This is a genomic window from Roseomonas sp. HF4 (genome assembly GCF_005222755.1).
GTDB lineage: Bacteria > Pseudomonadota > Alphaproteobacteria > Acetobacterales > Acetobacteraceae > Neoroseomonas.
Genome location: NZ_STGD01000002.1, coordinates 434,281 through 457,686 on the forward strand (window position 1 = coordinate 434,281; position 23,406 = coordinate 457,686).

Sequence of the window (23,406 nt, forward strand, 5' to 3'; positions counted from 1 at the left end):
GGGACGCCTCAGGCGGTCGCGAGCTTGGCCGGCAGAAGGCGTCGCGTCTCCTGCAGGATCAGCCCGCGCAGCATCGCCTGGCCGGGGCAGTCGGGGATCGCGGCGACGGCACCCTCGGCCAGCGCGGCGAGCCGCGAGATCGCGCCCTTGAGGCCGAACTCGGCCACTGCGCTCGGCCGGCCGAGCGCCTTGTCGCGGCCGACCGGCTTGCCGATCGTGGCCTCGTCCTCGACCGCGTCGCGCAGGTCGTCGGCGACCTGGTAGGCCTCGCCGAGCCGGTCGCCGAGCAGGCGCCAGGCCTCGGCATCGGCGATGCCGGCCGCCGCCGCGCCGGCCACTGCCGCCGCCGCGAACAGCGCGCCGGTCTTCTGCCGCTGGTAGTCGGAGAGATTGACCTCTGGCTCGCATTCCCAGGCTTGGCCGGCCACGATGCCGAAGGGCACGCCGACGCCATCGCCGACGGCGCCGATCACCGGCCCGAGTCGCTCCGGCGCGCAGGGCGCCGCGCGCGCCAAGGTCTGGAAGGCGAGGATGATCAGCGCGTCGCCAGCCAGCACAGCAAGCGGCTCGCCATAGGCGCGATGCACGGAAGGCTTGCCACGCCGCGTATCCGCGTCGTCGAAGCAGGGCAGGTCGTCGTGCACGAGGCTCGCGCAGTGCAGCAGCTCGATCGAGGCCGCCGCCGCGCTGGTCAGCCGCGGCCGGTCGTCGCCGCAGGCGAGCGCCACGGCGATGGTCAGCCGCGGCCGGATGCGGGCGCCCTTGGGAAAGACGGCATGCCGCATCGCGGCGGCGAGGCGGGGCGGCGCGCCGGCCGCCTCGGCGAGGAGCACGGAATCGGCCAGCGTGGCCTCGATGCGGGTCGCGGGGTCCATGCGGTTTCTCCGGGCGGCGGCCGTCACGCCGGCACGTCAGTTACGATTGACTTTCGAAGTGTCAATCCAACTGGACAGTCAAGTCAAACGCTTTTGCGCGCCTGCCACCTGGCCTCGAAGATGCAGCGCGGGGCACCGGCGGCCTCGCAGGCCGTCTCGACCACGCGCGCCGCCGGGTGCACCAGCGCGCGGAACAGGCCCTCGAAGGTCGCGGCGTAGTAGGCGCAGGCAGGCACCGCCGAGACGACCCCGCGCGCGAGCGGCCCGCCGGCGATGGCGAAGCGGACCGGGAAGCCCGGCAACGCCTCGAACTGCCCGCTGCCCGCGAAGGTCCAGGCGTGGCCGCCGATGGCCATGAGCAGCACCCGGGCCGCGAGGCGCGCGGGAAGGCGGGGCAGCACCGCACGCATCGCGCGCGGGATGCGATGCTCCAGCAGATAGGCCGCCGTGCGGTCCCCGGCGTCGCGCGCCACGTCGTGCGCCTCGGCGGCAGGCAGGCTGGCGCGCAGCGCGGCATGCAGCGCGATGACCTCGACTTCCTCGACCATCCGGTCGGGCGGGCGCGCCAGGCGATGCGCAAGGCCGGCGCGGTCGAACACGGCGCGCGCCCCCTCCGCGCCGCGCACCGCCGCCAGTGCCTCCGCCAGGCGCGTGACCGCATTGGGTCCGATCCGCGCGGATGCCTGGGACACGCGCGTCAATCCCCCTGCAGCGGCGCCCTTTCGCGCGGCGCCGCGACGGCATCCATCTGGGCCTCGGTGAGCTGCTCCTCGCCGCCGCCGCAGGCACGCACCTCCGCGGCCGCATTTGTCGACGGGATCTTCACCTTCGGGCGGTGCATGGACTTCCACATCGCGTTGTGCGGCGCGCGCGCGGCCTCGCGCGTCATTGTGCGGGTCTCGTCGAAGTGGAAATCGACGTTCTTCTTGGATTGCGGCCCCCAGTAGCCGACCTTGCCGAGGTCGTAGAAGGTCCGCTGGAAGCCCGATTTCGCGAAGGCCCAGAGGCAGCCCAGCATGTAGCTGCGCTTCACCTTGTCGCGGATCCACGGATAGCCGAGGAAGGTCTTGCGCAGGTAGAAGCGCCGGTAGTTGGCCATGGTGCGGTCGAGCAGCGTGGCGCGGTCCATCGCGTCCGGCTTCATGATGGGCGTGACGAAATTGTACTTCGAGAAGTCGAACACCTCGACCTTGTCGCCCAGCTCCTTGAAGAGGTCGTTGAAGGGCCAGGGCGTGTACATGGCCCAGTTCGCCATGTCCGGGTCCCAGTCCAGCGCCATGCGGTAGGTTTCCTCGAGCGTCTCGACCGTCTCGTTCTCGAGGCCCACGATGAACTGCGCCTCGGCGACGATGCCGTTGGCGCGCAGCAGCTGGATCGCCTTCTTGTTCTGCGCGACCGTGGTTTCCTTGTTGAAGCGGTCGAGCTTGAGCTGCGCCGCGGCTTCCGTGCCGAGCGAGACGTGGATGAGGCCCGCGCGGCGGTAGAGCGGCAGCAGCGCCTCATCGCGCAGGATGTCGGTCACGCGCGTGTTGATGCCCCAGAGCACCGGCAGGTCGCGCTCGATCAGCGCCTCGCAGAACTCCACGAACTTCTTCTTGTGGATGGTCGGCTCCTCGTCCGCCAGGATGAAGAAGCCGACGCCGTGGTTGCGCACCAGGTCCTCGATCTCGTCGACCACGCGCTTCGGGTCGCGCACGCGGTAGTCGCGCCAGAACTTCCACTGGCTGCAGAAGGAACAGGTGAAGGGGCAGCCGCGCGCCAAGTTCGGGATCGCGACCTTCGTGTTCATCGGGATGTAGGTGTATTTCGACCAGTCGAGCACGGACCAGTCGGCGACGATGCGATCCACGTCCCTGATCGTCGGGCAGGCCGGGGTCGCGACGATCCTGTCGTCCTCGGCGAAGGCGATGCCCTTCACGGTGCCGCGCTCCGCAGGCCAGCGGCCATCCTCGACGCAGCGCACGAGATCGGTCAGGATCTGCTCCCCTTCGCCGCGCACGACGCAGTCGATCCAGGGCGCCTCGGTCAGCACCTGCTGATACATGAAGGTGCCGTGGATGCCGCCCAGCACCGTCACGGCGCCGGGGCAGGTCTCCTTCGCGATCTTCAGCACGGCTTCCGCCTCGTAGATCGCGGGCGTGATCGCGGTGGCGCCGACGATGTCCGGCTCAAGGCGCGCAAGCCGGTCGCGCACCTGCTCATGCGTCAGGTGGTTCGTCATCGCGTCGATGAAGTGGATGTCGGTGTAGCCCTCGGCCTTCAGGAAGCCGGAGAGGTAGGCGACCCAGGCGGGCGACCAGTTGCCGGCGATCTCGGCGCCGCCGGAATGGTAGTTCGGATGGATGAGGACGATGCGCATGCCGGGGTCTCCCGCCGCCTGTCCTGCGGCGAGGGAAAGGCTGCGCCCGGCACACCGGTCATGCTTTGCGATGCGTCAATTTCGACTGACGCTTTATGCTGTCACTCGAACTGGACGTTCGACCGCCCTCTCCCGGTCCAGCCGGTCCATCAGTTCCAGCGCCCAGATCAGCCGGCTGCCCCAGCCGCGCGGAATGAAGCTCGCCGGCGACGGCGCTGCGGCCACCGCTTCCACAAGGTAGGAGGCGGCCTCGCAGGGCGGTTCGCCCGCGCCGCCGCGCCGCCCGACCAGCGCGCCGGCCGCGCGCGCCAGAAGCGCGGCCTTGCGCCAGCCCGGCACCACGGCGCGCCGCGTGATCGAGTCGAGCCCGTTGCGCTCGAGCTCGCGCCCGATCTCGGCGTAGATGACGCGCGCCGCGCCGATGCCCGCCCGGCAGTCGCGCGGCAGCAGGGAAATGCCCGCGGCCGCGCGCGAATAGTGCCTGTCCGCCGCCGCCAGTAGCCGCGCCACCAGCCGCGCGACGGCCGGCGTGAAGGCCGGCGCGGCGAGGAACTCGGCAGGCGCGATCCCTTCCTCCCGCAGCCAGGCGAGCGGAAGATAGAGCCGCCCCTCCCGCGCATCCTCGCCCACATCGCGCGCGATGTTGGTCAGTTGCATCCCCAGGCCGAGGTCGCAGGCGCGCGCGATCGCATCCGTGTCGCGCACGCCCATCAGCAGCGTCATCATCGCGCCCACCGTCCCCGCGACGCGCGTCGCATAGGCCTCGAGCGCCGGCATGTCCTCGTAGCGCCGCCCGACGGCATCCCAGGCGAGCCCCTCGAGCAGCGCCTCCGGCAGCGTGCGCGGGATGCTGAACTGATCGACCACGGCGGCGAAGGCGCGGTCCACCGGGTCGTCCTGCGGCGTGCCGGCATAGGCGGCATCGAGCCGCGCGGCCAGGCGCGCCATCGCCTCCTGCTTGCCGCCCGACAGGTCGATCTCGTCATCGGCCACGCGGCAGAAGGCATAGAGCGCGGTCGCGGGCGCGGCGATGCGCCGCGGCAGCAGCATCGACGCCGCATGGAAGGACTTCGAGCCGCCCGCGAGCAGCCGCCGGCAATGCGCGAGGTCGTCCTCGGCGATGGCGAAACCCGTCATGTTTCCTCCCGCTCCATCCGCCGGCGCACGCGCCGCGTCGCCGCATAGACGGCAAGCGCCACGACGGGCACGGCAAGGCCCGTCACCACCTCGTCGCGCACCGGCACCCGCGCGTCGGACAGCGCCTTGGCCGCATAGCCGATGAGCCCGACGACGTAGTAGGTGATGGCCGCGACCGAGAGGCCTTCCACGGTCTGCTGCAGGCGCAGCTGCAGCCGCGCCCGCCGGTCCATCGAGGCCAGCAGCGCCTGGTTCTGCCGCTCGCGCGTGAGATCGACTCGCGTGGACAGCAGCTGAGTGGCGCGCGCCACGCGCTGCGACAGCAGCACCTGGCGCTGTGCCATCGCAAGGCACGTGTTCATCGCCGGCGCGAGCCGCCTCTCGGTGAATTCGCGCACCGTCTGCAGCCCCTCGATCCGGCCCTCACGCAGGTCCTCGATGCGGCGCTGGACGATCTCGTAGTAGGCGGCGCCCGCGCTGAAGCGGTAGCGGTTGCGCGCCTCCCCGCTCTCGATCTCGGCGGCGAGGCGCGTCAGGCGATCGAGCAGCACCGGCTCGTCGTCGTCGCCACAGCCGATCAGCGCGTCGGTCACCGCGGCGAGTTCCCGCTCCTGCGCCGCCAGTTCGGGCGAGAGCCGCCGCGCCAGCGGAAAGGCGAGCAGCGCCATGACGCGATAGGTATCGATCTCGATCAGCCGCTGCACGATCCGCCCGGCCTGCCGCGCACCCGTGCCACGGTCGAGCAACAGGAAGCGGCTGAAGCCATCGGGCTGGATCCGGAAATCCGTGATGGCAGTGGCGCGCCCGGCGCTGACCTCGGCGCCGAGCAGGTGGTTGCCCGCGAAATGCCGTGCCGAGAGCGCCGCGATGTCGAAGGGCGCGCCGTCATCGGGCAGGAGCGCCACGTGCTGCGCGGCGATGACCCGGCCGGGCAGCGCGGCCACCCAGTCCCCGGGCAACGCCTCCATCGCCGTGCTGGCAAAGGGATCGGCCTCCAGCCCCGGCACGATCACCATGAATCGGCTGAACTCCGTGTGCCGTTCCCATTTCAGGCGGAACGGGCCGAGGTCGGCGCTGTAGTGCGTGGCACCCGGCGCGGGCTCGGGGCCGCCGAAGCGCTTCGCCAGCGCGACCAGCGCGGCCAGGCTCTCGTCGCGCGGCGCGTCGTCGTCTGGGAGCAGCGCGAGGTGCGAGATGCGGCAGGGCGGCACCAGCGCCTCGGGCGGGCGTGCATGCACCTCGTCGTTCAGCTCGGCGCGCAACGGGTGGGAGGCGGGCAGGCTCACGGCTCGGCCATCTCCGCCTGCAGCATTTGCAGCAGCAGCGATGCGACCAGGTCCGGCCGTTCCTCGTGCATCAGGTGGCCGAGGCCGGACAGCGTCTCGATCCGCGCGCCCGGCACCAGCGCCGCGATGCGCCGCGCCTTGGACGGCGCGATGGTGCGGTCGTTCGCGCCGACCGCCAGCAGCAGCGCGGCGCCGAGCCGCGGCAGGTCCCGCAGCAGGGGTGCCAGGTCCCAGTTCGCCATCATCCGCAGCGCACCCGACAGATGCCCCGCGCGCCGGAACAGTCGCGCGTAAAGCTCGACGCCGCGCGCGTCGATGCGCGATCCGGTGTCGCGCAGCAGGCGCTCGGCGACCTCGCGGTTCGCCGCGCGCCAGGCGAAAAGGCGCGGCACGAAGGGCAGCCCGACCAGCAGGCGCGCGGCGCGCGTGAAGAAGGCGGCGTGCTCCTCGCCGAGCGGCGTCAGCGCGCCGTTCAGGCTGACCACGGCGCGCGGCGCGATGCGCCCGTCGAGCGCCATGCGCAACGCGACGGCGGCGCCGGCCGAATGCCCGACCGCCACCACCGGCCGCAGGCCGAGCGCCTCCACCAGCGCGGCCACCAGCCGCGCCATGCCCGGCAGCGACAGGCCGACATCCCCCGGCATGCCGGTGAAGCCGTGGCCCGGCAGGTCCGGCGCCACCACGGTCGCATGTGCGGCCAGGCGGGGGATCACGTCGCGCCAGGAATGCGTCGCCGCCGCGGTGCCGTGCAGCAGCAGGATGACGGGCCCCTGCCCGGCCACCTGCACATGCCAGTCGAGAGCGCCCGCGCGCAGGAAACGGCTCGCCTCCCGGTTCGGCCAGTCGCGGCCATCGACCGTCCAGGACGGGCGCTCGGCCATCTCAGGCCGCCGTCTCGCGTACGGCCTGCGACAGGCGCGCCGCATCGGCCGCCGGCAAGGGCAAATAGCGGGCCCCCATCGCGGCCGCGAGGCCCTTCGCGAAGGCCTGAGGGCGCGGCGCGGTATCGACCAGCAGCGCGGGCACGGCAGCGAGTCGGAGCGGCCGCGCGGCTTCGAGCGCATCGGCCTCGGCGCCCGCGCGCCCGCCCGTGCCGTCGCGCGCGACATTGGCGCGCCCGTCGGTCAGCAGCACGATGAGCGGCGTGCGGCCCGCGCGTCGGCACGCCTCGACCATGCCGCGCGCGGCATCGAGCCCGGCGGCGAGCGGCGTGCCGCCACCCCCCGGCAACCCCGCCAGCGAGCGTTTCGCGCGCACGAGCGATGCGGTCGGCGGCAGCAGCACCTCGGCGCCCGCGCCGCGGAAGCCGATCAGCGCCACCTTGTCTCGGCGCACATAGCAATCGGCCAGCAGCAGTTCGACCGCGCCCTTGGCTTCCGCCAGGCGGTGCATGGCGGCGGAGCCGGAGGCATCGACGACGAAGATCGCCGTCGTCTCCTGCGGCGCCTCGAAGCGGCGCAGCCGGATGTCCTCCCGCTTCACGAGCACGCGCGGGCCGCCGGTGCGCTGCGTGCGGCGCAGCTTCTGCCATGGTGCCGCGGCGCGCAGCGTCTCGACCAGCGCAAGCCGGGCGCCGCTCCGCAGCTCGCCCTGGCGCACGCCGGCTGGCCGGCCACGCAGCGGCGTCGCGTGCCGCGCGCCGGCGCGGCCATCGGGGGAAGCGTGTCGCGCCGCCTCCCTGAGCCCGGCGCCGAGCCCGGCCAGCAGCCCCTCCGGCAGCACGGCCCGCGCGGCGTCGAGGATGCGGTCGGCGAGCGGCGCCTGTTCCTCGGCGCCCTTGGGCGCGTCCTGCGTCTCGCCCTGTTCGGGCGGCGGGGGTTCCTCGGCGGGCGGTGGCTCGGCCTCCGGCACGCGCGTCGCGCGCGGGGCGAGCACCAGGCGCGCGGCGAGCGCCGCGTCCTCGGCCGAGACCTCGCGGCGACCGGACAGCGCGGCGGCGGCGATGGCGGCGCGCTGCGCCAGCATGGGCGCGCGAAGGGAGGCGATGCCGAGCGCGAGCGCGGCCCCGGCCAGCGCTTCGGTCATCTCCGCCGGCACGCGCACGGCGGCGAGGCGCGCCCGCGCCGCCGCGATGGCGTCGCGCGACGTGGGCGGATCGTCGTCCCCTGGGCGCCCGGGCGAGATGTGAAACGCCAGGCGGTCGCGCAGCGCCTCTGCCACGCGCTCCTCCTCCACCCCTTCGTCGAGGGCGACCAGGCCGAAGCGCGCGGGCAGGCGGCGCGCGAGACCGTCGCGTTCCAGCGCCACCTCCTGCGCATCCATCACCGCGGCGATGCGGGCCGCCATGCCGGGTGCGGCGCGTTCCGCCATGGCGAGCAGCAGCAGGCCGCCATCGGCCTCGGCCAGCAGGCCACGCTCCGCGACCGGCCGCCCGGCGGCGAGCGTCGCGGTGAGGTCGAGCCCGCCAAGCAGCCGGCTGTCGGGCACGGCGGCCGGCATGCGGCGCCACGGCGTGGCAGCGGGCAGGTTCCGGCGCAGCTGCGCGAGCCAGGCATCGCGCTCCGGCCCCGGCCCGCCGCGCAGCACCGCGCCGCCAAGTCCGACCGGATCCACGGCGAGCAGCGCCGCGGCCGCGCGCTGGTCCAGGGCCACGCTGTCCTCCGGCGCCGCGCGCGGCCCTGCGCGCCCGTCGCCGGCCGCGGTCACGGCCCGAACAGCTCGGCCACCGCGCGCTCGACCCGCGCGCCGGAGGAGGTCTCGTCGAGCGGGTTCCGCCGCAGGCGGTGGCGCAGCGCGGGGCTGGCCACGGCGCGGAGCTCGGCGTCGCCAACGCTGGTGCGCCCCTCAAGCGCCGCCAGCGCGCGCGCCGCGCGGATCAGCGTGAGCTCCCCGCGCAGCCCGTCCGTGCCAAGCGCGAGGCAGAGCGTGGCGGCGCGCTCGAGCGCGGCATCCGGCACCGCGACCTGGCCGATATGCGCGCGCGCGGCGAGGATACGGCGGCGGAGCTTCGCCTGCTCCTTCTCCCAGGCGGCGCAGAAGGCGGCGTGGTCGCGCTCATAGGCGTCGCGGCGGCGGATCACCTCGATGCGCGTCGGCACGTCCATCGGCGTGCGGACCTCCACGCAAAGCCCGAAGCGGTCGAGCAGCTGCGGGCGCAGCTCCCCTTCCTCGGGGTTGCCGCTGCCGACCAGCACGAAGCGCGCGGGGTGGCGGATGCTGATGCCCTCGCGCTCCACCAGGTTCTCGCCGGAGGCAGCGACATCGAGCAGCAGGTCAACCAGGTGGTCCTCGAGGAGGTTCACCTCGTCGATGTAGAGGAAGCCGCGATGGGCGCGCGCGAGCAGCCCCGGCTCGAAGGCCTTCACGCCGTCGGCCAGCGCACGCTCGATGTCGAGCGCGCCCGCGACGCGGTCCTCGGTCGCGCCGAGCGGCAGGTCCACGACCGGCACCGGCGCCTCGATGGCCTTGAGGCGGCCGCGCGCACGGCAATCGGCGCAGAGCGCGGCTGCATCCGCCGGGTCGCAGCCGAAGCGGCAGCCCGCCACGGCCTTCATCGGCGGCAGCAGCGCGGCCAGCGCGCGCACGGCGGTGGACTTGCCGGTGCCGCGGTCCCCCAGCACCAGCACGCCGCCGACGCTGCCGTCGACGGCCGCGATCAGCAGCGCGCGCAGCATCTCCTCCTGCGCAACGATGGCCGCGAAGGGATAGGGCGCGCGACCGCCAGGAGACGCGCGCCCCGCCTTCGTGCGAGGAGGGACGGACGAGACGGCCACCTCCTCCCCGCCCCGGCCGTGGTCGCCGGGAACCTGATCCATCAGGCCGCGCGCCTCAGGCTGAAGCGCGACCACACCTTCTCGAGCGCCGAGACGAGGTGGTCCATGTCGGCGTCGCTGTGCACGGGGGAAGGCGTGATGCGCAGCCGCTCGGTGCCGCGCGGTACCGTCGGGTAGTTGATCGGCTGGACATAGACGCCGTGCTCATCGAGCAGGATGTCACTGATGTCCTTGCAGATGACGGGGTCGTAGACCATCACCGGCACGATGTGGCTGTTGTTGGGGAGGTGCGGCACGCCGATCGCATCGAGCCGCCGGCGCAGCGTGGCCGCGCGTTCGTGCAGCCGCTCGCGTTCCGTGTTCGACTGGCGCAGGTGCTGGATCGCGGCGCGCGCCCCGGCGGCGACCGCCGGCGGCAGCGCGGTCGAGAAGATGAAGCCCGAGGCGAAGGACCGCACGAAGTCGCACATCGCGTGGGAGCCCGCGATGTAGCCGCCGATCACGCCGAACGCCTTGGCGAGCGTGCCCTCGATGACGGTCAGGCGATGCGCGACGCCGTCACGCTCGGTCACGCCGCCGCCCGTCGCGCCGTAGAGGCCGACGCCGTGGACCTCGTCGCAATAGGTCATGGCGCCGAATTCATCGGCCACGTCGCAGATCTCGGCGATCGGCGCGATGTCGCCGTCCATGGAATAGACGCTCTCGAAGGCGACCAGCTTCGGCGCCTTGGGGTCGAGTTCCGACAGCACGCGGCGCAGGTCGATCACGTCGTTGTGGCGGAACAGCCGGCGCTCGGCGCGCGAATGGCGCATGCCCTCGATCATCGATGCGTGGTTCATCTCGTCGGAGACGATGACGCAGCCCGGCATGCGCGACGCGAGCGTGGAGAGCGAGGCCCAGTTCGACATGTAGCCGGAGTTGAACAGCAGCGCCGCCTCGGTCCCGTGCAGCGCGGCGAGTTCCTGTTCCAGCAGAACATGCGCGTGGTTGGTGCCCGAGATGTTGCGCGTGCCGCCCGCCCCCGCACCATAGCGGTCGAGCGCCTCGTGCATCGCGGCCAGAACCTTCGGGTGCTGCCCCATGCCGAGGTAATCGTTGGAGCACCAGACCGTGACCTCGCGCGCCTTGCCCGCATCGTGGCGGATGGCGCGCGGGAAGGCGCCCGCCTGGCGTTCGATGTCAGCGAAGACACGGTACCGTCCCTCGCGCCGGAGGCCGTCGAGCTGGGAGCGGAAATAGGCTTCGTAGTTCATGAGTGACCTCCCCGGTCGGTCCGGTGCGCCATGTTGGGACAGCATGCGCGACGGCGCGACGCGATGCCGTAGGAAAACCGGGCAGGGCCCGCAATGTCCTTGATGCCGATCATGCCGCCGCGGGCCTCAGGCAGGCTTCGAGAGCCGAGCGCAACCGCGCCAAGTCGCGCATCGGCCCGACCGCCACCACCCGCGGTGCCGCGTCGCCCGATGGCGCCACGGACAGCACCTGGGCCTGGCCGCCGGCCAGGTCGAATTGCACCCAGCCGGAGCCCGACCGCAAGGTGCCGTGCAGGCTTTCGACCCGGCCATAGGCGCCGTCCGCGACCTCCGCGAGCAGCCGGTCCAGCGAGGCCGCGTCGCAGGGCGCAGAGAGCCCGACCTCCCAGGCCGCCGTCCCCGGCGCGGGGCGTGCCGCAGCGCGCCGGTCCATCGCCCAGCGCCAGAGCGCCTCGACCGGGAGCGGCAGCATCAGGAACCAGTGCTCGAGCACCGCGAGCGCCGCCAGCGTGCCGAGCAGGCTCGCGGCCGTCACCTCGAAGGGGGTCGCGCCGGGCAGCAGCGCGCGGTGGAACAGCCAGGCGCAGAACAGCGTCGCGGCGGTCACGGAGAAGGGGAACAGCAGGTTCATCGGTCGGCTGCGGAAGTAAGTTCCGATATAGCGCAGATGGTCCGGCAGGAAGCCTTCGCCAGTGTTCCTGGCGCCCAGGAAGATGTTGATCTTGGTGCTCTGCCGCATCACCCAGAGGATGCCGAAGGTCCAGGCGGCCACCTGGTTCGGCGCGCCCCAGGACAGCGCGATCACCAGCGCCGCACCGCCGATGATCGCGAATTCGTGCCAGAGGATGGCGGCGATCGCCGCCACCACGCGGCGCGGCCCCTGGATCCCCGGCGGGCATGGCGCCCGGCGCGGGCCGGTCAGGATGCCGGTCAGGAACGACAGCTCGATCCAGCCCCAGACCGCCAGCCCGCAGAGGAAGCCGAGATAGGCGCCCGACGTGCTCGTGTCCTGCGCGAGCGTCGCGACGCCATAGAGGGCCAGCACGAGCACGACGGTCGCGAGACTCATGCTGCGCACGAAGGTCTCCCGCCGCAGGCCGTCCAGCAGCAGGATCAGCCCGGTGCTGAACCACCAGGCGAAGATCGTCACCAGTGCGGGGATGCCGATCTCGGCCATGCCTGCGGCTCCGCCCCCCCTTCCCGCTACCAGGCCGGCTGCAGGCGCGCATCCGCCGGCAGGTCGTGGCGCCGCGGGCGCCGCAGCAGGGCGCCCACGAAGGTGGCGCCTGCCGCCACCGACAGTCCGATCCGCTTCGCCGCGCCCACGATGCCGCCCTGCGCCTTCGCCGCGCCGATGGCATCGGCCAGCTTCCGCAGCCGCTCCATGTCCCGCAGGAAGCCCGGATGGTCGACATCGAGCGTCGCCGGGAAGACCTGGCGGCAGATTTCCTCGGTAATGCGGAAGACGCGCATGTCGTAGTCCGTCGGCGTCATGCCGAGCGCCTTGTGGAATTCCGGCCGCGCGTGGTCGCGCACGTACATCGTGGCGAAGACCGCGAGTTGGAAGAAGCGGCACCACCAGACGTTCATGCCGCTGACCAGCGCCGGGTTGGCGCGCATCAGCAGGGCGAAGGCCTCGCCATGGCGGAACTCGTCGTTGCACCACTTCTCGAACCACTGGAAGATCGGGTGGAAGCGAAGCTCCGGGTGCTTCTCGAACTGGCGGAAGATCGTGATGTAGCGGGCATACCCGATCTTCTCGCTCAGATAGGTGGCGTAGAAGATGAACTTCGGCTGGAAGTAGTGGTATTTCTTGGCCTTGGTCAGGAAGCCGAGGTCCACGCCGACGCCGATGTCCTTCAGGCTGTCGTTGATGAATCCGGCATGGCGACTCTCGTCGCGGGCCATGACGGAAAACAGCTCCTTGATGTCGGGGTTCTTTACCCGCTTCTTGATCTCGGCATAGAGCACGCAGCCCGAGAATTCGGCCGTGACGCTGCTGACCAGGAACTCAACCAGTTCCTTCTGCAGGCCTGGCGGCAGGGCGCTCAGGTCGAAGCTGTCAAAATCCGTGTTGCGGACGAAATGGCCCTTGTTCGGGTCGGCGCGGAACTCGTCCATCAGCCGGTCCCATTGCGCGCGTAGCGGCTCGACATCGACCTTGTCCATCGCGGCGAAGTCGGTCGTGTAGAAGCGCGGGGACAGCACGGTCTCGGTCATGGCCATGCGCGTCGCCTCGGCGGACGCATGGGCCTTGGGTCCGTGGTGCGTGGTCGGCGGGATCATGCCCTCGTTCGGGCCGCCCAGGATGATCGTCTCCATCACGCGGCCTCCTTCGGCTCGAACCCGCAATGGTAGAGTTCCGTCAGTTCGAAGATCGCGACCCATTGCGTCCAGAGGCGCGTCAGCGGCCCGGCGCGGTAGACGGTGGCGCGCGTCTCGAAGCTCATCTTCTCCCCGAACGCGACGTGGTCCGGCGTGCCGTGCACGACCACCCGGTCGCCGGGGCGGAGCTCGACGCCCTCCGGCACCGCATAGGCATGGAAACTGTCGAAGCTTCGCTCGATCTCGACCGTGCAGGGCACCTCAAACGTCGAGGTTCCGCCGAGCCACGCGGGCCAGCCCGTTCCTTTCGTCGTCATGTTTTATGTCTCCCCGATTGGCAGGAGGCGCGCAAAGGCCTCCGCTTGCGTCCGGCCGAAGGCCAGAAGGTCGAGACGCCGGCCTGTCGCCGTGTCGTCCAACGTCATGCGCCCGTCGCTCCAGACGACCAGGCGGAAAGGAGCCTCCGGTCCGATGCCGGCCAGGTGCCGGTCGCGCGCGAGGCCGCGCAGCGTGCCGCGCATGAAGCCGTCCTCGCCGGGTGCGAGGATCAGCGCTTCCCGCCCGGTGCGCGCGTCGGTCAGCACGACGGCGCCGTCGCTGCGGTCCGCCGCGTGGAACTGGCGCTCGATCCGGGGGGCCGCAGCGCCGGCGCCGGGACCGTAGGCGGACGGCACGGGCGCCACCGTCGCGCCGACCAGCAGGATGACGGCCAGACCCATGCCGAGCACCGGCCCCTTGGCGAAGACGCTCCGTCGGATGGCGTGCGGCATGGTCGTTCCCTCCCCGGTCCTGGTCTCGTCAGGCCATGGCTTCTGCGCCGGGCCTGGTCTGGGCCCGCGCGGGGCCGGACTGGGCCAGCGCAGTGACGGGCATGGCGGCTCCGGCGGCCAGCGCCCGGCCGAGGATCTGCGCCACGGCCTCGGCATCGGCCAGCGAACGCAGCATCGGCTCCGGCCGCGCCAGGCGCCAGGGCCGAAGGTGCGGCCAGAGCGCGATCCAGGACGCGCGTTGCCGGCCGGACAGGCGGAGCGCGATGTCGCCGCTGCCATCCGCCCGCCGCGACAGCGCGGCGTTCTCGACCAGCGCGAAAGGCAGGTTGATCGTGACCGGCAGCGCCAGGCCCACGCGCAGGACGATACGCCGGTTCGTGATTGTGTAGACGGCCTCCCTCGCTGCGAACCAAGCATAGACCAGGAGGAAGGCAATCGGCACGGCGCCGATCAGCAGCATCGTCGCGGCACCGGCCAGGGCGGCGGCGGCACCGCCGCCGTCGGCCGTGATGGCCGCGCCGCGCCACAGCGCGAGCAACAGGAAATAGGCCGAGATCCCGCGCACGTGCAGCGCCCCGCGCGCGAGACCCCACCATTCCGGACGGCCCTGCCAGAGCAGCGTCTCGCCCTCCGGCAGGCGCTCCGGCAGGCCGGGCACGGGCTCGAGCCCATGCTCGGTCACCGCCGGGCGGGGCGCCGCGGCGCTCATACCAGCGGCTCGCTGCGCTCGGGCGTCGCGTGCAGGTGGCCGCCGCCGAAGTAGCCGGAAATCCGGTCCTCCTCGAGCAGCGTGACCTGCTCGGGCTTGCGGATCCCCGGCGCCGCCGCGAGCTGCGCCGCGGTCACGGACAGCACCCGCACCTCGCCCTCGTCGTTCACAGTGGCGAGGAACATCGGCACCAGCACCCGCTTGGGCGCGACGGCGGCGGCGGCAGACGGAACCTCGACCTCGAGGTAACGCAGGATCACCTCGGACCGGTCCACCCAGAGGTCGACCACCGTGCCGGCCATCTCGCCATCCAGGGTCGTGACCGACTTGCCGCGCGGGTCCGGGTCCTCCTCAGGCACGTGCCAGCCCGACGCCGCGCGTAGCGGCACGATCTTGGGCAGGTTGTCGTCGAAGGCGAGGTCGGGCGTATCGGCGCGCATCGCGTAGGACGCCGCGCCGATGCCGTCCTGCATGGCGTCGCCCTTCGGCGTGATGGGCGTGCCGTTGTACGGGTCCTCAATCACCAGATCCGAGATATCACGCTCCGGCTGCTGGCCCTGCGTCACCGTCGCGCCGTACGGGTAGTGCAGGCGGAAGACCTTGGGCGGCGGCGTCTCGGGGAAGCCGTGGATCGTGCCAAAGGTGGGGCGGTCCGAACGGTCGGAGACCAGCGGGTAGCCCTCCCGCTTGCCCTCGCGGTGCAGCCAGAACACGAGGAAGACGAAGAAGGCGAAGAAGGCGTAGAGCGACAGCGCCGCAAGGTCGAGAAACACCGGAGTGGGTGGTGGCGTGGGCATGTTGGCCTCCGCGTCCTGGGGTCAAACCGAAGCCGGATCGGCGACGCCGGTCCGGGTAGGCGTACTGAACCGCGGCCGGGCGATGAGCGGCCCGACGGCGGCGATGGCGACGAACAGGAGCACGATCTCCACGAGGTAGACCGCGACGTAGCCGGTGACGGGCCCTTCGAGCCCCGCGCCCAGCAGCCCGGCCGAGGCCGCGGCCGTCACGGCGTCTCGCGCGATGCCGCCGAAGGCGATGGCCGCCCCGCCGCAGGTGGCCTGCACCGCGCCCCAGAGGCCGAGCGCAAGCCCGGTCTTGTCGGGCGGCGCCGCCCGCATGCAGGCCGTCAACGTGGCATGGGCGAACAGCCCCGCGCCGAAGCCGATGACGGACGTGCCCGCCGCGAAGACCAGGATGGAGGAGAGCGGCGCGGCGAAGATCACGAGGCTGAAGCCGGCGACCCCGGTGAGCGACCCGTAGCCGATCACGCGGTAGGGATCCTGCCCGCCGGACAGCGCGCGGGCCGCGAGGATGAAGCCGACGACGCCGCCGCCCGCGAGCAGCGCGGTCAAGCCCGTCGTGGCGCCGACGCCAAGGCCCAGCACCTGCCCGCCATAGGGTTCCAGCAGCACGTCCTGCATGGCGAAGCCCGCGGTGCCGAGGCCGGTCGCGACCAGGCGGCGCGTCCAGGGGCCCTGCGCGCGCAGCAGGCGGAAGCTGGCGAGGAAACCCGGCTCCCCGGCGGCGCGGCCGCGCGTCCGGGTGGGGTCCAGCGCTTCCTGCTTCCAGACGGCGATGAAGTTGAGCACGAGCGTCGCGGCCGCCACGCCCTGGATGACCTGGATCAGTCGGATCTGGCTGAATTCCGCCAGCAGCAGGCCGAAGCCGGCGGCGGCGCCCACCATCCCCACCAGCATCATCAGCGACAGCAGCGCCACGACGTTGGGTTGCGCGCGCTGCGGCACGAGGTCCGTCGCGAGGGCAAGGCCGACCGTCTGGGTCGTGTGCAGCCCGGCGCCCACCATCAGGAAGGCGATGGCGGCCGAGACCTGCGCCACCCAAGCCGGCGCCCAGGTGTCGCCCGACAGGATCAGCAGCGCGAAGGGCATCATCGCGAGCCCGCCGAACTGGATCACGCTGCCGAGCCAGAAATACGGCACCCGCCGCCAGCCCAGCACCGACCGATAGGTATCCGACCGGAAGCCGATCAGGGCGCGCAGCGGCGCGAAAATGAGCGGCAGCGCGACCATCGCGGCCACGAGCCCGGCCGAGACGCCGAGCTCCACGATCATCACGCGATTGAGGGTGCCGATCAGCAGGACCGTCGACATGCCGCAGGAGATCTGGAACAGCGACAGGCGCATCAGCCGCGACCAGGGCAGGTCGCCCGTCTGCGCATCGGCGAAGGGCAGCAGGTCGTGCCCGACCTTCGTCCAGACGCGCGCGAGACGGGCGTTCAGGCCGATCATCGCCGGGCGAGCTCCATCGCCTGGGAGGTGTAGAAGCCGCTGGCGATCCGCCTGGTGTGCCGCACCGCAAAATCCGACAGGCCGGCGTCCTGGCCGACCAGGCGGCGCAGCGTCGCCTCGGCCACGGGCTCGATGGCCGGTGCGCGGTCGCCGCGCGGGAAGATGCGGCCGACCGTGTGCATCACCGCCAGCAGCGGCGTGCGCGGCGCGAAGGTGAACAGCATCGCGCCCCGCGTGCGCCCCGCGAGCCCGGCCAGCGCACGCACCACGTCCGGCGCGCGGTAGTGGATCAGGCTGTCCATGGCGACGACATGGTCGAATTCGCCGAGATAGGGGTCGAGCATGTCGCCGACCTCGAAGCGGATGGTGCCACGCAGGCCCGCCGCGCGCTCGCGCGCCACCTCGATCAGGGAACGCGAGACGTCGATCGCGACCACCTTCGCGCCGCGCTGCGCCGCCTCGACGGCGAGCGCCCCCGTGCCGCAGCCGGCATCGAGCAGGCGCAGCCCGCGCATGTCCTGCGGCAGCCAGGACAGCAGCGTCGCGCGCATCGCGTCCCGCCCCGCGCGCACCGTGGCCCGGATGCCCGAGACCGGCGCATCCGAGGTCAGGCGCTTCCACGCCTCGGCGGCGGTGCGGTCGAAATAGGTCTCGATCTGGCCGCGGCGCGCGGCCCAGCTGCCGGTGGTCATGTCAGTCGAACCCAAGCAGGTCGAAGATGTCGCGGTCCTTGAGCGGCTCGGCCTCCAGTGGATCGACGCCCGCCCAGAGCAGTTCCGCCAGACGGATGTACTCCGCCTGCACGGCGGCCATCTCGGGCGTCGCCTCCATCTCGAACAGCGTCGCCTTCTTCAGCCGCGACCGGCGGATGGCATCGAGGTCCGGGAAATGCGCGAGGGTCTTCATCCCCGTGGCCTTGTTGAACTTCTCGATCTGGTCGGTCGCGGCGGAACGGTTGCAGATCACGCCGCCGAGCCGCACCGGGTAGTTTTTCGACTTCGCCTTGATGGCCGCGACGATGCGGTTCATGGCGAAGATGCTGTCGAAGTCGTTGGCCGCAACCACGATGCCGCGGTCCGCATGCAGCAGGGGGGATGCGAAGCCGCCGCAGACCACGTCGCCGAGCACGTCGAAGATCACGACGTCGGTCTCGTCCAGCAGATGGTGTTCCTTCAGCAGCTTTACGGTCTGGCCGACCACGTAGCCGCCGCAGCCCGTGCCTGCGGGCGGGCCGCCGGCCTCGACGCAGAGCACGCCGTTGTAGCCCTCGAAGACGAAATCCTCGGTCCGCAGTTCCTCGCTGTGGAACTCGACCGTCTCCAGCACGTCGATGACGGTCGGGATCAGGCGCTTCGTCAGCGTGAAGGTGCTGTCGTGCTTGGGGTCGCAGCCGATCTGGAGCACCCGTCGGCCGATCTTGGAAAAGGCGACGGCCAGGTTGGAGGACGTCGTGGACTTGCCGATCCCGCCCTTGCCGTAGACGGCGAAGACCTTGGCGGTGCCGGCCGCGGCCATGGTGTCCATGTGGACCTGCACGCTGCCTTCCCCGTCGCCGCGGCGGCTCGACAGCGTCTGGATCGGCGGCGGGTTCATCAGGACGGTCATGCGGGAACCCCTTCGGCAATGCCTTCGATACGGTCTTCCAGCTCCTCCCCGGCGCGGCGCAGCGCGTCGAGGACATCGTCGCTCGGCTGCCAGTAGCGGCGCTCGTGCGCCTCCAGCAGCCGGTTGGCGATACGGGCGGAAGCGGTCGGGTTGAGTGCTGCGAGGCGCGCGCGCATCGCCTCGTCCAGCATGTAGGTCTGCGCCAGGTGCTGGTAGACCCAGGGCGCGACCTGGCCGGTCGTGGCCGACCAGCCGAGCGTGTTCGTCACCTGCGCCTCGATCGTGCGCACGCCTTCGTGGCCATGCTGGAGCAGTGGCTCGAACCACTTCGGGTTGAGCGCGCGGGTGCGGGTCTCGAGCGCGACCTGCTCGGCCACGGTGCGGACCTTGCCCTCGCCGCGCGTCTGGTCGCCGACATAGACGGCGGCGTCCTGCCCGCGGGCCTTGCGCACCGCGCGGCTGATGCCGCCCAGCGTGTCGAAGTAGTGGTCGACCGTGGTGATGCCGAGCTCCACGCTGTCGAGGTTCTGGTACGTCACCTCGACCGTGCCGAGCATGTGGCCAAGGACGCTGTCATGGCGCATCGGGCGGCCCGTGACGCCATAGGCGAAGCCCTTGCGGCGGAGATAGGCGTCGCCGAGCTCGTCCTCCTCCTGCCAGGAGCCCTGCTCCAGCATCAGGTTGACGTTCGCGCCGTAGGCGCCATCGGCATTGCCGAAGACGCGCAGCGCCGCCTCCTCCATCGTGCCGCCGTGCTGCGCCTGGAAGGCCAGCGCATGCTTGCGGACGAAGTTCATCTCGGCGGGCTCGTCCGCCTCGGCCGCCAGCAGCGCGGCCTCGGCCAGCAGCTTCGTCTGCATCGGCAGGAGGTCGCGGAAGATGCCCGACAGCGTGACCACCGCATCGACCCGCGGCCGGCCCAGCCGTTCCAGCGGCACCAGCTGTGCGCCGGCGAGGCGCCCATACGAATCGTGCCGCGGCTCGGCCCCCATCAGCCAGAGCGCCTGCGCGATCGGCCCGCCCTCGGTCTTCAGGTTGTCGGTGCCCCAGAGCACGATCGCGACCGTCTCGGGCAGCGCGCCGCTGTCCTCGCGGTGCCGTGCCAGCAGCCGTTCGGCCTGCAGCGCGCCATCCTGCACCGCGAAGGCGGAAGGGATGCGGAACGGGTCGAAGCCGTGCAGGTTCCGACCCGTCGGCAGCACATCGGTGTTGCGCAGAAGGTCGCCGCCCGGCGCCGGCCGCGTGAAGCCGCCATCGAGCGCATGCAGGATGGCCGGCGTCTCGTGGTCCACCGCCAGCAGCGCGTCGAGCTCGGCGCGCCGCGCCGGGTCGGTCACGCCGGCGGCGTCCAGCATCTGCGCCCGCGCCTCGGGGCCCGGGGGCTCGCCGATGATGTGCAGGCCCTGCGGGATCAGCGCGTATTCCAGTTCGAGCAGCGCGCCGCCGAGGCGGTCGATCTCGACCGGTGCCGTATCGCCCCAGACCGGCTCCGCGACCGCCAGGTCCACCTGCGAAGCCTGCGCCTGGATCAGCCCCGACAGCGCCGCCCGCGTGCCGTGGTCCGCATCCGGCGCCAGGTTGCGCCAGCGGTCGAGCGACGCCTTCAGGTCGAGCAGCCCGCGATAGAGCCCCGCATGCGCCACCGGCGGCGTGAGGTAGGAGATCAGCGTCGCCGCCGCCCGGCGCTTCGCCAGCGAGCCCTCGGACGGGTTGTTCGAGGCATACAGATTGATGTTCGGCAGGTCGCCGATCAGCCGGTCCGGCCAGCATTCGCCCGACATGCCGGTCTGCTTGCCGGGCATGAATTCCAGCGCGCCGTGCATGCCGTAGTGCAGCACGGCATGGGCGCCGAAATCCTCGCGGATCCAGCGGTAGAAGGCGCTGAAGGCATGCGTCGGCGCGAAGTCGCGCTCGAACAGCAGGCGCATCGGGTCGCCTTCCCAGCCGAAATTCGGCTGCACGCCGACGAAGACGTTCCCGAGCCGCAGGCCATAGACCAGGATTGCGGCGCCGTCCGACTGCACGCGGCCGGGCGCGGGGCCCCATACGGCCTCGATCTCGCGCAGATGCGGCTCGCGGCGCACATGCTCGTCGGCCGGGATCCGCGCCTCGACGTTGCAGGGGGCGCCGAAGCGCGCGGCATTGCCGTCCAGCACCACGCGGCGCAGCGCCTCGACGCTGTCGGGCACGTCCACGGTGTAGCCGCCGGCCTGCATCGCCTTCAACGTGCGGAACAGGGATTCGAAGACCGAGAGATAGGCCGCGGTGCCGGTTGCTCCCGCATTGGGTGGGAAGTTGAACAGCACCACCGCGACACGCTTGTCGGCCCGCGCCGAACGGCGCAACGCGACCAGCTTCGCCGCCCGCGCGGCCAGCATCGCAGCGCGCTCGGCATGCGCGACCATGTCGGAGGCGCCAACACCTGCCGCCCCGGCGCCACCTGCGCGGCCGCCGAAGGTGATCGGCGCGATGGCGCCATCCAGTTCCGGGATCGCGACCATCATGGTCGCCTCGACCGGCGTCAGCCCGCGTGGGTCGCCCTGCCATTGCGTCAGCGTCTGGAACTCGAGCGGATGCGCGGCGAGATACGGCACGTCCATGCGCGCCAGCATCTCCTCCGCCGCGCGCGCGTCGTTGTAGGCGGGGCCGCCCACCAGGGAGAAGCCGGTCAGCGACACCACGGCATCGACCGTCGCGCAGCCGTCGCGCATGAAGAAACGCTCGATCGCCGGGCGCTGGTCGAGGCCGCTCGCGAAGGCGGGCACCACCGTCAGGCCCTTGGCCTCCAGCGCCGCGATCACGCCGTCGTAATGGGCGGAATTGCCGGCCAGCAGGTAGGACCGCATGACGAGAAGGCCGACGGCGCCGCCGCCGCCGCCCCGCGGCAGCGCATCCAGCCGCTCGACGATCCGGCCCTCGGCCTGCGGATGATAGAGGCCGACATCCGCATACTGCACCGGGGCCGCGACCCTGAGGCTGCCGGCGAGCCGCGCCCGCGGCCCCGCCGCATAGCGGTTCACCAGCAGGCGGATCATGTTGCCGAGGTTCTCCTCGGTGCCCGCCAGCCAGTATTGCAGCCCGAGGAAATAGGCCCGGACGTCCTGCGCCGTGCCGGGGATGAAGCGCAGCAGCTTCGGCAACTCGCGCAGCATGCGCATCTGCCCGGCGCCGGAGGACGCGTTCCCCTTCCCCTTGTTGCCGCGCAGGCGCTTCAGCAGGCCCAGGATGCCGCGCGCCTCGGCCGACATGTCGAAGCGGCCGAGCCTGGTCAGCTTCACCACCTCGCCCGCCGAGAGGCAGCAGAGCATCGCGTCGCAGCCCGCGCGCCGCGCCTGCAGCGCCGGCAGCACCGCGCGGATGTGCTCGTCGAGGAAGAGCATCGTCGCGACGATGATGTCGGCCTGCGCGATGTCCGCCCGGCAGGCCCCGAGCGCGACCTCGTCCGTCGCCCAGTCCTCGGCCGCGTGGATCGCGAAGCGCAGCCCGGGGATCTCGCGGCGCAACTCGGCCGCCGCCCGCTCGGCCGCACGCGCTAGGTGGCTGTCCATCGTCACGAGCACGACGCGGACGGGCGCGGCCTCGGCCACGACGCCCGTGGGCGTCGCGTCAGCGGGAGAAGTGCGCTTTGGCATCGTAGAGCGTCTCGATCGTTATGGTGCCAAGTCCACGCTCGGCGGCGAATTTCTCGGTGTTGCGGCGCGCCTTACCGCGCACGAAGAAGGGGATCTTGCGGAGCTCGTTCTCGGCCTCGGTCGCCCAGGCGGCGGGGCCGACCGCGACCGGCTCTGGCGCCGCCGCGGCCTTGGGCGCGTGGCCGAGATGCGACGGCGCGGCGCCGTCGGCAAATTCGAAATCCTCGCGGAACATGCCAAGCAGGTGTTCCTCGAGCCCCATCATCAGTGGATGGACCCAGGTGTCGAACAGCACGTTCGCGCCCTCGAAGCCCATCTGAGGCGAGTAGCGCGCCGGGAAGTCCTGCACATGCACCGGCGCCGAGATCACGGCGCAAGGCACGCCGAGCCGCTTGGCGATGTGCCGCTCCATCTGCGTGCCGAGCACGAGTTCCGGCCGCAGCGCCGTGATCGCGTCCTCGACCTTGAGGTAGTCGTCGGTGATCAGCGCCTCGATGCCGTGCGCCTTCGCCGCCTCCCGCACCTCGCGCGCGAACTCGCGGCTGTAGGTGCCGAGGCCGACGACGGCGAAGCCGAGTTCCTCGGCCGCGACGCGCGCGGCGGCGATCGCGTGCGTCGCATCGCCGAAGACGAAGACGCGCTTGCCCGTCAGGTAGGTGCTGTCGACGGAGCGCGAGTACCAGGGCAGGCGGGAGGCATCCTCGACGCGCGCCGCGTCCACCCCCGCCAGCGCCGCGACCTCGGCGATGAAGTCGCGCGTCGCGCCGACGCCGATCGGCACGATCTTCGTGGCCGGCATGCCAAGCTGCCGCTGCAGGAAGGACGCCGCCACGCCCGCGACCTCGGGGTAGAGCACGACGTTGAAGTCTGCCTCGCCGAGCCGCGCCAGGTCCGCCGGCGTGGCGCCCATCGGCGCCACCACATTCACCTCGATACCGAGCAACGCGAGCAGCCGCTCGACCTCGACCACATCGTCGCGGTGCCGGAAGCCGAGCGCGGCGGGACCCAGGATGTTCGCCCGCGGCGCCGAGCCCTCGGGCCGCGGCACGCGGGCGCCGACGCAGGCGCGCACCAGGCGGTAGAAGGTCTCGGCCGCGCCCCAGTTCTCCTTCTTCTGGTAGGAGGGCAGCTCGAGCGGCACGACCGGCACCGGCAGGCCGAGCGTGCGCGCGAGTCCGCCGGGGTCGTCCTGGATCAGTTCCGCCGTGCAGGATGCGCCGACCAGCATCGCCTGCGGCCGGAAGCGCTCGAAGGCGTCGCGCGCGGCTTCCATGAACAGTTCCGCCGTGTCGCCGCCGAGGTCGCGCGCCTGGAAAGTCGTGTAGGTGACCGGCGGGCGCTTGGCGCGCCGCTCGATCATGGTGAACAGCAGGTCGGCGTAGGTGTCGCCCTGCGGCGCGTGCAGCACGTAATGCACGCCCTCCATGGCGGTCGCGACGCGCATCGCCCCGACATGCGGAGGCCCTTCGTAGGTCCAGACCGCGAGTTCCATG

The 23,406-nt window shown here is 72.0% G+C and carries 20 protein-coding genes; all 20 read right to left on the reverse strand.

Annotation, left to right across the window (positions count from 1 at the left end):
- Window positions 1-8: 8 nt before the first annotated feature.
- The 20 genes from E8M80_RS05000 to bchB all read right to left on the reverse strand — a co-directional run bounded on the left by E8M80_RS05000 (window position 9) and on the right by bchB (window position 23,405).
- Entirely contained in the window at window positions 9-875 is an 867-nt protein-coding gene (locus E8M80_RS05000; protein ID WP_137124543.1) for a polyprenyl synthetase family protein, read from the reverse strand.
- A gap of 83 nt (window positions 876-958) precedes the next feature.
- Window positions 959-1,567: a bacteriochlorophyll 4-vinyl reductase gene (gene bchJ / locus E8M80_RS05005; RefSeq protein WP_240789895.1), complete on the reverse strand. Its 609-nt coding sequence runs from the start codon at window positions 1,565-1,567 to the stop codon at window positions 959-961.
- Between the two features lie 5 nt (window positions 1,568-1,572).
- Entirely contained in the window at window positions 1,573-3,234 is a 1,662-nt protein-coding gene (bchE, locus tag E8M80_RS05010) for a magnesium-protoporphyrin IX monomethyl ester anaerobic oxidative cyclase (protein ID WP_137124545.1), read from the reverse strand.
- A 93-nt stretch (window positions 3,235-3,327) separates the two neighbouring features.
- Window positions 3,328-4,371 carry a phytoene/squalene synthase family protein gene (locus E8M80_RS05015; protein ID WP_137124546.1) on the reverse strand — a complete coding sequence of 348 codons (1,044 nt, stop codon included), beginning with the start codon at window positions 4,369-4,371 and terminating at the stop codon, window positions 3,328-3,330.
- Entirely contained in the window at window positions 4,368-5,657 is a 1,290-nt protein-coding gene (locus E8M80_RS05020) for a DUF3422 family protein (protein WP_137124547.1), read from the reverse strand. The genes E8M80_RS05015 and E8M80_RS05020 overlap by 4 nt, the downstream gene beginning before the upstream one ends.
- Window positions 5,654-6,538 (reverse strand): alpha/beta fold hydrolase BchO, encoded by an 885-nt coding sequence (gene bchO / locus E8M80_RS05025; protein WP_137124548.1) that lies wholly within the window; start codon window positions 6,536-6,538, stop codon window positions 5,654-5,656. Before bchO ends, E8M80_RS05020 begins: the two co-directional genes overlap by 4 nt.
- 1 nt (window position 6,539) lies before the next feature.
- Entirely contained in the window at window positions 6,540-8,303 is a 1,764-nt protein-coding gene (locus tag E8M80_RS05030; protein ID WP_240789896.1) for a magnesium chelatase subunit D, read from the reverse strand.
- Entirely contained in the window at window positions 8,300-9,412 is a 1,113-nt protein-coding gene (bchI, locus tag E8M80_RS05035) for a magnesium chelatase ATPase subunit I (protein ID WP_137124549.1), read from the reverse strand. Before bchI ends, E8M80_RS05030 begins: the two co-directional genes overlap by 4 nt.
- A complete protein-coding gene (gene hemA, locus E8M80_RS05040) occupies window positions 9,412-10,623 on the reverse strand; it encodes a 5-aminolevulinate synthase (RefSeq protein WP_137124550.1) in 1,212 nt (403 codons plus the stop codon). Before hemA ends, bchI begins: the two co-directional genes overlap by 1 nt.
- Window positions 10,624-10,732: 109 nt before the next feature.
- The gene (gene puhE / locus E8M80_RS05045; protein ID WP_137124551.1) at window positions 10,733-11,800 is read right to left on the reverse strand and encodes a putative photosynthetic complex assembly protein PuhE; all 1,068 of its coding nucleotides are present in this window, start codon (window positions 11,798-11,800) and stop codon (window positions 10,733-10,735) included.
- Between the two features lie 26 nt (window positions 11,801-11,826).
- The gene (acsF, locus tag E8M80_RS05050; RefSeq protein WP_240789897.1) at window positions 11,827-12,945 is read right to left on the reverse strand and encodes a magnesium-protoporphyrin IX monomethyl ester (oxidative) cyclase; all 1,119 of its coding nucleotides are present in this window, start codon (window positions 12,943-12,945) and stop codon (window positions 11,827-11,829) included.
- Complete coding sequence (locus tag E8M80_RS05055) at window positions 12,945-13,265, reverse strand: hypothetical protein (RefSeq protein ID WP_137124552.1); 321 nt, start codon at window positions 13,263-13,265, stop codon at window positions 12,945-12,947. The genes acsF and E8M80_RS05055 overlap by 1 nt, the downstream gene beginning before the upstream one ends.
- A 3-nt stretch (window positions 13,266-13,268) precedes the next feature.
- Entirely contained in the window at window positions 13,269-13,718 is a 450-nt protein-coding gene (gene puhC, locus E8M80_RS05060) for a photosynthetic complex assembly protein PuhC (protein ID WP_170979196.1), read from the reverse strand.
- Window positions 13,719-13,746: 28 nt separating this feature from the next.
- Entirely contained in the window at window positions 13,747-14,427 is a 681-nt protein-coding gene (gene puhB / locus E8M80_RS05065) for a photosynthetic complex putative assembly protein PuhB (protein ID WP_137124554.1), read from the reverse strand.
- Complete coding sequence (puhA, locus tag E8M80_RS05070; protein WP_137124555.1) at window positions 14,424-15,224, reverse strand: photosynthetic reaction center subunit H; 801 nt, start codon at window positions 15,222-15,224, stop codon at window positions 14,424-14,426. The genes puhB and puhA overlap by 4 nt, the downstream gene beginning before the upstream one ends.
- Window positions 15,225-15,245: 21 nt before the next feature.
- Complete coding sequence (locus E8M80_RS05075) at window positions 15,246-16,676, reverse strand: MFS transporter (RefSeq protein ID WP_137124556.1); 1,431 nt, start codon at window positions 16,674-16,676, stop codon at window positions 15,246-15,248.
- Entirely contained in the window at window positions 16,673-17,368 is a 696-nt protein-coding gene (bchM, locus tag E8M80_RS05080) for a magnesium protoporphyrin IX methyltransferase (RefSeq protein ID WP_137124557.1), read from the reverse strand. The genes E8M80_RS05075 and bchM overlap by 4 nt, the downstream gene beginning before the upstream one ends.
- A 1-nt stretch (window position 17,369) precedes the next feature.
- Window positions 17,370-18,281 carry a ferredoxin:protochlorophyllide reductase (ATP-dependent) iron-sulfur ATP-binding protein gene (gene bchL / locus E8M80_RS05085; protein ID WP_240789898.1) on the reverse strand — a complete coding sequence of 304 codons (912 nt, stop codon included), beginning with the start codon at window positions 18,279-18,281 and terminating at the stop codon, window positions 17,370-17,372.
- Window positions 18,278-21,913, reverse strand: coding sequence for a magnesium chelatase subunit H (locus E8M80_RS05090; protein ID WP_137124558.1), 3,636 nt, complete (start codon window positions 21,911-21,913; stop codon window positions 18,278-18,280). The genes bchL and E8M80_RS05090 overlap by 4 nt, the downstream gene beginning before the upstream one ends.
- On the reverse strand, window positions 21,888-23,405 hold the full coding sequence (gene bchB, locus E8M80_RS05095) for a ferredoxin:protochlorophyllide reductase (ATP-dependent) subunit B (RefSeq protein ID WP_137124559.1): 1,518 nt from the start codon (window positions 23,403-23,405) through the stop codon (window positions 21,888-21,890). Before bchB ends, E8M80_RS05090 begins: the two co-directional genes overlap by 26 nt.
- Window position 23,406 lies beyond the last annotated feature (1 nt).

Coding starts and splice junctions, on each gene's coding strand:
- bchE (WP_137124545.1), bottom strand. CDS start 3,234: ATGCGCATCGTCCTCATCCATCCGAACTACCATTCCGGCGGCGCCGAG.
- bchO (WP_137124548.1), bottom strand. CDS start 6,538: ATGGCCGAGCGCCCGTCCTGGACGGTCGATGGCCGCGACTGGCCGAAC.
- puhB (WP_137124554.1), bottom strand. CDS start 14,427: ATGAGCGCCGCGGCGCCCCGCCCGGCGGTGACCGAGCATGGGCTCGAG.
- bchI (WP_137124549.1), bottom strand. CDS start 9,412: ATGGATCAGGTTCCCGGCGACCACGGCCGGGGCGGGGAGGAGGTGGCC.
- E8M80_RS05055 (WP_137124552.1), bottom strand. CDS start 13,265: ATGACGACGAAAGGAACGGGCTGGCCCGCGTGGCTCGGCGGAACCTCG.
- bchB (WP_137124559.1), bottom strand. CDS start 23,405: ATGGAACTCGCGGTCTGGACCTACGAAGGGCCTCCGCATGTCGGGGCG.
- puhE (WP_137124551.1), bottom strand. CDS start 11,800: ATGGCCGAGATCGGCATCCCCGCACTGGTGACGATCTTCGCCTGGTGG.
- acsF (WP_240789897.1), bottom strand. CDS start 12,945: ATGGAGACGATCATCCTGGGCGGCCCGAACGAGGGCATGATCCCGCCG.
- E8M80_RS05075 (WP_137124556.1), bottom strand. CDS start 16,676: ATGATCGGCCTGAACGCCCGTCTCGCGCGCGTCTGGACGAAGGTCGGG.
- puhA (WP_137124555.1), bottom strand. CDS start 15,224: ATGCCCACGCCACCACCCACTCCGGTGTTTCTCGACCTTGCGGCGCTG.
- bchM (WP_137124557.1), bottom strand. CDS start 17,368: ATGACCACCGGCAGCTGGGCCGCGCGCCGCGGCCAGATCGAGACCTAT.
- hemA (WP_137124550.1), bottom strand. CDS start 10,623: ATGAACTACGAAGCCTATTTCCGCTCCCAGCTCGACGGCCTCCGGCGC.
- E8M80_RS05015 (WP_137124546.1), bottom strand. CDS start 4,371: ATGACGGGTTTCGCCATCGCCGAGGACGACCTCGCGCATTGCCGGCGG.
- E8M80_RS05090 (WP_137124558.1), bottom strand. CDS start 21,913: ATGCCAAAGCGCACTTCTCCCGCTGACGCGACGCCCACGGGCGTCGTG.
- puhC (WP_170979196.1), bottom strand. CDS start 13,718: ATGCCGCACGCCATCCGACGGAGCGTCTTCGCCAAGGGGCCGGTGCTC.
- E8M80_RS05000 (WP_137124543.1), bottom strand. CDS start 875: ATGGACCCCGCGACCCGCATCGAGGCCACGCTGGCCGATTCCGTGCTC.
- bchL (WP_240789898.1), bottom strand. CDS start 18,281: ATGACCGTCCTGATGAACCCGCCGCCGATCCAGACGCTGTCGAGCCGC.